The 5,475-nt window shown below is 38.9% G+C and carries 3 protein-coding genes; all 3 read left to right on the top strand.

Annotated features, from left to right (window positions below):
• Positions 1 to 835 precede the first annotated feature (835 nt).
• The 3 genes from U9P79_09575 to U9P79_09565 all read left to right on the top strand — a co-directional run bounded on the left by U9P79_09575 (position 836) and on the right by U9P79_09565 (position 5,301).
• On the top strand, positions 836 to 2,845 hold the full coding sequence (locus U9P79_09575; GenBank protein ID MEA2104872.1) for a urocanate hydratase: 2,010 nt from the start codon (positions 836 to 838) through the stop codon (positions 2,843 to 2,845).
• A 199-nt stretch (positions 2,846 to 3,044) separates the two neighbouring features.
• Positions 3,045 to 4,148 (top strand): right-handed parallel beta-helix repeat-containing protein, encoded by a 1,104-nt coding sequence (locus U9P79_09570; protein MEA2104871.1) that lies wholly within the window; start codon positions 3,045 to 3,047, stop codon positions 4,146 to 4,148.
• A 1-nt stretch (position 4,149) separates the two neighbouring features.
• Positions 4,150 to 5,301, top strand: a complete 1,152-nt coding sequence (locus U9P79_09565) for a right-handed parallel beta-helix repeat-containing protein (protein ID MEA2104870.1) — start codon at positions 4,150 to 4,152, stop codon at positions 5,299 to 5,301.
• Positions 5,302 to 5,475: the final 174 nt, after the last annotated feature.

Below are 5,475 nucleotides of genomic sequence, written 5' to 3'. Positions count from 1 at the left end.
TTCCCAAGCCCCTGATTGGGAACGCAATTTTTCTCAAAGCCCCAGCTTTGAGTCTGCAAGGGTAAGGACATCAGGATGAAAGGCGAGGAAAAAAAGTGAAAAGTGAAAAGAGAAAAGTGAGAAGTGAAATGGGAAAAGGGAAAAAAGCGGAAACAGCTTCCAGCAAATTTGTTTTATAATGATTCCTTATTTTGGATCAGCCGGTGGGCGGACAAGGAAAAAAACTTTTTGGAGTGCAACATCCGTGATGTTGCAGTTGTATAAAATATCACGGATATTTTACTCCAAAACGCCATAAATGGCGTAGAGTAATTTGTCCGATTTTTTACCTATCCGTAAACGGATAGGCTATTTTTTTTCGTGTATTTATGGTTGTTTTTTCATATTTCACAATTCAAAATTCAAAATTCAAATTTTCCTTCTCCGTTCTCCGTTCTCCGTTCCCCCTTCTCCGTTTTCCCTTTTCCCATTTCCCTTTTCACCATTTTTGCTTTTTATTCGTGAATTCGTGGCTAATTTTAAATAAAAAAAACCCCGTGTCATCCCAGTTAAATATAAAAAATAAAGGCATTTAACGGGATAAATTTTGAGAAGCGGAGCAACGAAGAATCTCCCATGAGGTTAAGAATATGTCGCACCTACGGTATGATGAACGAACAGGGATGTTCGATTTACTCTTTCTACCATTTCACAATTCCCTTTTCCCTTTTCCCTTTTCCCTTTTCCGTTATAAATAAATAATTTTCTTACAAAAACTTGACGACCTTCACGAAAAATCGGAAGTGTAAACTTTATCAAAAGAATAGGAATATTATTAAAACAAGGAAGGTAAATTATGAATACAAACAAAAAAATATCACAAGTAATGAAGGTGAAGTTATCGAATGAACTACCTGAAAAAACCGAATTTAAAGCAGGGATAAGGCGAGCACCTTCCAGAGGATATTATCTATCTAAAAATGAAACAAAGATCGCTTTGAAAAATGCTCTGAGATACATTCCGCCAGAACTGCATGAACAATTGGCACCCGAATTTCTTGATGAATTGAAAACTCGTGGAAGAATTTATGGCTATCGTTATCGTCCAACCGGAGAACTTTACGGAAAACCGGTGAACGAATATAAAGGAATTTTGGAAGCGAGAGCCTTGCAGGTCAACATTGACAATAATCTCGATTTTGAAGTGGCACTTTATCCATACGAACTCGTTACTTACGGAGAAACCGGACAGGTTTGCCAAAACTGGATGCAATATCTGTTAATTAAAAAATATTTGGAAATAATGCGAGAAGATCAGACTCTTGTAGTGAGCTCAGGACATCCGCTCGGCTTATTTCCTTCCCACAGAAAAGCACCGAGAGTAATTTCCACAAACGGACTCATCGTAGGAAAATGGGATGATCCGGAAAACTTCAACAAACTCGCAGCAATGGGATGCTCAAATTACGGACAAATGACCGCAGGTGGTTGGATGTATATTGGACCGCAGGGAATCGTGCATGGAACTTACATCACCCTTCTAAATGCAGGTAGAAAATATCTCGGCATTCCGGAAGATGAGGATTTGAAAGGAATTTATTATGTAACATCCGGACTTGGTGGGATGAGCGGAGCTCAGGCAAAAGCCATTGAGATTGCAGGAGGTATCGGAGTTATTGCAGAAGTGGATTATAGTAGGATTAAAACTCGTCACGAACAAGGATGGGTGGGCGAAATTTCTGATGATCTGAATAAAATCGTTGAATGGATGAAGGAATACAAAAAAGCCGGTAAATCTGTTTCTATTGCTTATCACGGGAACATTGTTGACCTCCTCGAACACCTTGCAAAAGAAAATATCAAAATAGAATTACTTTCCGATCAAACCTCTTGCCACGCCGTTTACGAGGGTGGATACACACCTGCAGGAATTTCATTTGAAGAAGGAAGAGAACTCATCAAGAATAATCTCACTGATTTTAAAAGGAAGGTTGATGAATCTCTTGCAAGACATTATTATGCCATCAAATCACTAACAAATAATGGGGCTAATTTCTGGGATTATGGTAACAGTTTCATGGCTTCTGTATTCGATGCGGGAATTAACGAAATTTCCACAAATAAAAAGGATACTTCCGAAGGATTTATTTGGCCGTCTTATGTTGAAGATATTATGGGACCACTTTGTTTTGATAAAGGTTTCGGTCCGTTCCGCTGGGTTTGTTTATCCCGCAAAGAAGAGGATCTGGAAAAAACAGACAAAATAGCTTTGGAATCTATCAATCCTGAATTAAGTTCATTGCATCGCGACAATTATCATTGGATAAAAACTGCGGCTGAGAATAAACTGGTGGTTGGAACAAAATGCAGAATCCTTTATGCTGATGAGCTCGGTCGTATTTCTATCGCCCTGAAATTTAATGAAATGATTAGAAAAGGAGAAATCGGTCCGATTCTACTTGGAAGGGATCACCACGATGTTTCCGGAACAGATTCCCCCTTCCGCGAAACAGCAAATATTTATGATGGCAGCCGAATTACATCGGATATGTCTGTTCAATGCTTTGCCGGAAACGTATCCCGCGGAATGACTTTGGTGGTTCTCTCAAATGGGGGCGGTGTAGGGATCGGCAGAGCAAGTAATGGCGGATTCGGTTTGGTTCTTGACGGTAGCGAAAGAGTGGACGGAATCATTCGTTCTGCAATGCAATGGGACGTGGTAAACGGTTTGGCTCGCCGAAGTTGGGCTCGTAATGAAAATGCGATTGATACAGTGGCAGAATGGAATGAACGCAATGCTGATAAAGGGCAGATTACTATCCCATACAAAGCAAATGACGATTTGATAGATAAGTTGGTTGATTAAAAAAGAAAATTAGCCCCAAAATTGTCTAGAGAATGATATTAATAAGGAAAAAGTAGAACACGAGTCCTCTTATTTATGGAAAACTCCGCAAGTAAAATTTGGATGTGTGTTTTAACTCATCCGCAGGTGGGCGGACTGATGAGCCACTTTTTTGCAAATTTGCTTGATTTCACGATTATGTCTATGAAAGGAAAAAAATATGAAAAAATTAATTTCCAATTGCAGTACCTTTAAAACAATTATCGCATTAATTGCTTTCTCGTTAGCGTTCATTGCTCTCACTTCATGCGATAAATCTACAACCGGAGTTGAATCCAACAATGCCGGTATAATACTTGATTCGATCACATATCAAACAATTCAGGAAGCAATTGACCACGCTATTCACGGAGACACTCTTTTCCTTACGGAAGGAATTTATGCTGATGATTACGACAAAAATCTCACTTGGGACGGACACACAAAGCATATTACGATCACAACATGGGGAAACACAACTCAATCCGGCTATGCAATTATTGATTGCGATGGCAGTGACCACGCTTTTGATTTTAGCCGAACCCATCAAACTGAACAGGATTGGATAATTGGGATTACAATCCGTAACGCTGGAAATAACACTTATGATAGCGGAATTTATTGCGAAGAAGTTTCTCCGAATATCATCGGATGCACGATTGAAAACAACAATTCTTCCGGAATTTATTGTGATGACGCTTCACCTCTGATCGAGCATTGCAAGATTAGAAACAACAAAACCGGTATTTTGTGTAACTTTGGAGCAGCTCCCATAATCCGCTATAATTATATTGAGAATAACAATCAGGAAAGCATTTACTCAATCGGCCAAGCACATCCGCAAATTCTCAACAATGTGATTTCCGGTAACAAGCGGGGAATCCATTGCCTTGAATACGCTAATTCCACGATTATTAACAACACTATCGCTGATAATCAAGAGTGGGGAATTAAAATCCAGAACCCCACTTCATCCGCAATTTTGAATACGATCGTTTGGAATAATGCCGATTGTGTAGTGATCACAGATAGCGTTTTCATTTCAAATTGTTGTCTTCAAGAATCAAACACTTGGTCCGAGCCCGATTCTCTGGAGAATATTTATTTGAATCCACAATTTATCCCTTCCGGATTTTATGTATTGCAGATGACAAGCCCCTGCATCAACGCAGGCAATAATGATTATTTGAATAATATTTTCGAAGATATTGAAGGACATTCGCGAATTTATGACGGAACAGTAGATATTGGCGCTTATGAATGGCAACCTCTTTATAAAAATTAAAATGAACAAAAAATCCATAATTACAAAACGAATAGTAATTTCACTCCTTATCGGATTCACATTTCTTGCTTTTGCGTGTAGCGAAAAAAATAATTCCCCGGCTGTAATCGTCGGCTCTCAGAGTTATTCTTCCATCAGGGAGGCAGTTGATTCCGCATGTAGCGGGGATACAATTTTTCTAAAGCTAGGAACTTACACCGGAGATGACAATAAAAACATTTCTTGGAATGGAAACGAGAAACATCTTACTTTTATGCGTTTACCTGATGCGGATTATGCCATAATTGATTGTGAAGGCAATGGAAGCGGATTTTTTTTCGCTAATGAAGGTAATAATCGAGATGACGTGATTGATGGGATAACCATAAAAAATAGTGGGGACAATGTCTCGAATTACAATGCCGGGATTTATTGTTTTTACTCGCATGTAACAGTGAGGAATTGCAAAATACTCAATAGCGGATGGGCGGGTATTTACTGTGAGCACGCAAATCCCTTGGTAGAAAATTCGGAATTTCTCAACAACAAAGTTGGGATACTCATCACTCGCTATTCAGTTCCAACCATCCGTTTAAATATCTTTAAGGAATCCGAATATGAATGCATTTCTATTCTGGAGTATGGCAACGCCTACATCATAGATAATTTGCTAATTCGCAATGAGCGAGGAGTAAGCTGTTATGGTGCTTCTGCATATTTGGTGAACAATACGATTACAGAGAATAGCGATTGGGGATTTCGAGTTCAAAACGGTGAACCGGTTACGCTCACGAATAATATTATTTGGAATAATGGAAATGATTTACGGATTTTTAACAATTATTATCAGATTAGCTACAATTGCATTTCCGATACGATTGATGATCCAAACGGTTATCATTATGCAAATTTTAATTTGAATCCTCTGTTTGTGGATACTGAAGATGATAATTTTCAACTGACTGAAGATTCCCCTTGCATAAATAATGGCACTACAGAATTACCATCAGAAATTCAATTGCCGGAATTTGATCTTGCCGGAAATAATCGAATCAGCGGAATCAGTATTGATATTGGTGCTTATGAATATCAGTTTGGAGAAAGGTCGCGAAATAGTGTCTATCCGCAAAGTAGCCTTTTCGAGACGTCACGGACCAACCTGTCCGGGCATTAGTGTAACGAAGCCTGATTCCGTGACGAATTAAGCGGATTTTAAATTGTTTTTTCAATAGCCCAGCCATTCATGGCTGGGAAAAAAACAAACGAAATAATCAAGGGCGTTCACGCCCTTATAAAAACTTTTTGGAGTGCAACATCCGTGATGTTGCAGTGTTGTATAAAATATCAC

This window comes from Candidatus Cloacimonadota bacterium, assembly GCA_034661015.1.
GTDB lineage: Bacteria > Cloacimonadota > Cloacimonadia > JGIOTU-2 > JGIOTU-2 > JAYEKN01.
Note: the sequence above shows the minus strand (reverse complement) of the source record. Positions and strands in the feature narration are given on the sequence as shown.

What these genes read in the sequence shown, in the direction of transcription:
- U9P79_09575 (MEA2104872.1), top strand. Translation starts at nt 836, where the DNA reads ATGAATACAAACAAAAAAATATCACAAGTAATGAAGGTGAAGTTATCG.
- U9P79_09570 (MEA2104871.1), top strand. Translation starts at nt 3,045, where the DNA reads ATGAAAAAATTAATTTCCAATTGCAGTACCTTTAAAACAATTATCGCA.
- U9P79_09565 (MEA2104870.1), top strand. Translation starts at nt 4,150, where the DNA reads ATGAACAAAAAATCCATAATTACAAAACGAATAGTAATTTCACTCCTT.